This window comes from Limosilactobacillus reuteri subsp. porcinus (genome assembly GCF_036621895.1).
Classification (GTDB): Bacteria; Bacillota; Bacilli; order Lactobacillales; family Lactobacillaceae; genus Limosilactobacillus; species Limosilactobacillus reuteri_J.
This window is the reverse complement of the sequence record NZ_LN887329.1, coordinates 1-2,204: the sequence shown is the minus strand read 5'-3', so window position 1 is coordinate 2,204 and position 2,204 is coordinate 1. Positions and strand designations below refer to the sequence as shown.

Here is a 2,204-nt window from a genome sequence, read left to right as displayed (position 1 = left end):
ACTGCCCAAAACTCAGTTGAAATAAGTACGAGTGCATCAGTTTCCGCTTCGATCAGTGGTTCAAACTCCACAAGCGATTCACCGGTAAATCCACAACCAGATAATCCATCGACATCAATCAGTGATTCTGAATCAATGTCAATTAGCACTAGCGAATCAATTTCAGTAAGTGCAAGTGGTTCTACTTCTATTAGTGATAGTGGATCTACTTCATTAAGTGCTAGCGACAGTACTTCTACTTCTATAAGTGGTTCTTCATCTAATGGATCTGAATCTACTAGTGGTAGTCAATCACCAGTAACGCCATTCCCTGACAATATTGGTTCTACTTCGATGTCAACAAACGGTTCTGGAAATGGTTCAATTTCGTTGAGCTTGAGTATCACTAATAGTACAAATACTTCTAGTCTTGAAAATACAAGTGCTTCCGTAACTGATAAGCACGCAACTGTTGACTTAACTGCCCAAAACTCAGTTGAAAACAGTAATGTAAATAAGGCCAGTCAGCAAAATAAGAGGCTTCCACAAACTGGTAATGCCAGTCAAACAATGGCTGAATTGCTTGGCCTGATGTCATTAGAAGCCGTCTTGCTCTTGTTAATTGCGAAGAAGAAAAAGCACAACGAAGATAAATAATTAGATGCATACAAAAAGCAACCCCTAAGCTGGAAATTCCAACTTAGGAGCTGCTTATTTTTTGTCTTACAGATTCTCGTCCGTATTAAAGTTTAATTCACAATAATCAGTCATCTTCGTAATTAGCTCAAGGCTTAATTTCTTATATGCGTTCAAAGTATCGGTCGCATAATCGTCACTTTGTCGCGTTAAGAAAATTGCTCGTGATTCTCCTTTGAGGCTTGGAAGGCGACGATCAGTTTCGGCAATCATCTTAATGGCCGCGGCGTTTCGTTCCTTTTGTACGTCCCGTAATAATGGAAGGAAATCGTGCAGGTGGCTGTCAACTAGCACACTGGCATGCTTGAAAATCCAGTAAGCAGAGTTGAGCTGAGCCGGTAGCTTCCCACGCTTGTAAGGGGCTGGCGTATCAGTAATGCCGTTGAAGAATGGCACATAGGTACTTTCAGCAGCGACTCCCATTGCTAACCAGTGAATATTAGTGCCCGGTCGGTTCATCTGTAAAATATGTGACTCTTGGGTCTTTGCTAAACTAATTGGCCGATACTTATGAGCGTGTTCACCGTGACCAAGGGGATCGAATTCGGTTCCCTCATAGTGGTTGCTGAGATAGTTCTGGGCATCAAAAATCGATAACTTATGGTCCGGCTTCATGATAAATGGCAGTTCGGTTGATTCTGGGGTCTCTTCCGTTGCTTGCCGGGGACTAAACATTTGATGACCAACCCATACCCGCGGTTCAGAGTAAATCGCATCTGACCGGTCAGATGTCCCGAAGATTTTACGGAAATTGAAAGTAGCTGGATCAGGGTTTAAGTCATGCTTCTCAACAAATTCTTGAATTCCGGGATGGAACATGAAATTATTCGTATCATTAAAGTCAATTTCTTGAATTGCCAGTTGGTTGGCGACCACCGCGTATGAATCATCCGGAATCCGTTGCGCAACCCAGTAGTGACCTGCTCCAGTTTCGAAGTACCATGCTTCATCATTATCGGCGAAAAGTACCCCGTTCGTTTCGCCGGTTCCGTACTTCGCGATCAAGTTACCAAGGCGTTGGACTCCTTCACGTGCCGTCTTAACATATGGTAGCACCACGGTGATCATTGCTTCTTCATTTAACCCATTTTCAACTAGCGGATCATAGCCCAAGACGAGGGGATTAGAATAAGCACTTTCAGTCGCACTCATTGCCACATCATATTCATTAATCCCGTCTTCTTCAAACAGCCCGTCTTTATCTGTCCATTCAGGAGTAGCCGTATACCGAGCGCTTTCTTCTGGCAAGTCAAGCTCTAAACGGGTATCCTTAGAGATGAAGTGACTGGGCATTTCCCCACGCTGGTGAACAACCATGTGCTTAGGCCATGCAGCTTTAGCATCTTCATTTCGACCAATCATGATCGTGCCGTCGATACTAGCATCCTTTCCAATTAATATACTTGTACATGCAGTTAATTTATTCCCCATAGATAATAAATTCTCCTTTTGTGTAATATATTAATTGTACCGCGAACCACGATTTAAGTCGATTTAGTTAGAATATTTGTATCTGTCAAGTTTTCATA

Annotated in this window: 2 protein-coding genes; one reads left to right on the top strand and one right to left on the bottom strand. The window is 42.7% G+C overall.

Features of this window, described 5'->3' with window-relative positions:
• Positions 1-636: LPXTG cell wall anchor domain-containing protein (locus AACL61_RS01320; RefSeq protein WP_339110876.1), on the top strand; the 636-nt coding region annotated here is incomplete at its 5' end.
• Between the two features lie 66 nt (positions 637-702).
• Here the strand turns inward: AACL61_RS01320 and AACL61_RS01315 are convergent.
• Entirely contained in the window at positions 703-2,106 is a 1,404-nt protein-coding gene (locus tag AACL61_RS01315) for a C69 family dipeptidase (protein ID WP_339110875.1), read from the bottom strand.
• Positions 2,107-2,204 lie beyond the last annotated feature (98 nt).

Bases quoted from the DNA above. Each gene is read 5' to 3' on its own strand.
- AACL61_RS01315 (WP_339110875.1), bottom strand. From the start codon at position 2,106: ATGGGGAATAAATTAACTGCATGTACAAGTATATTAATTGGAAAGGAT.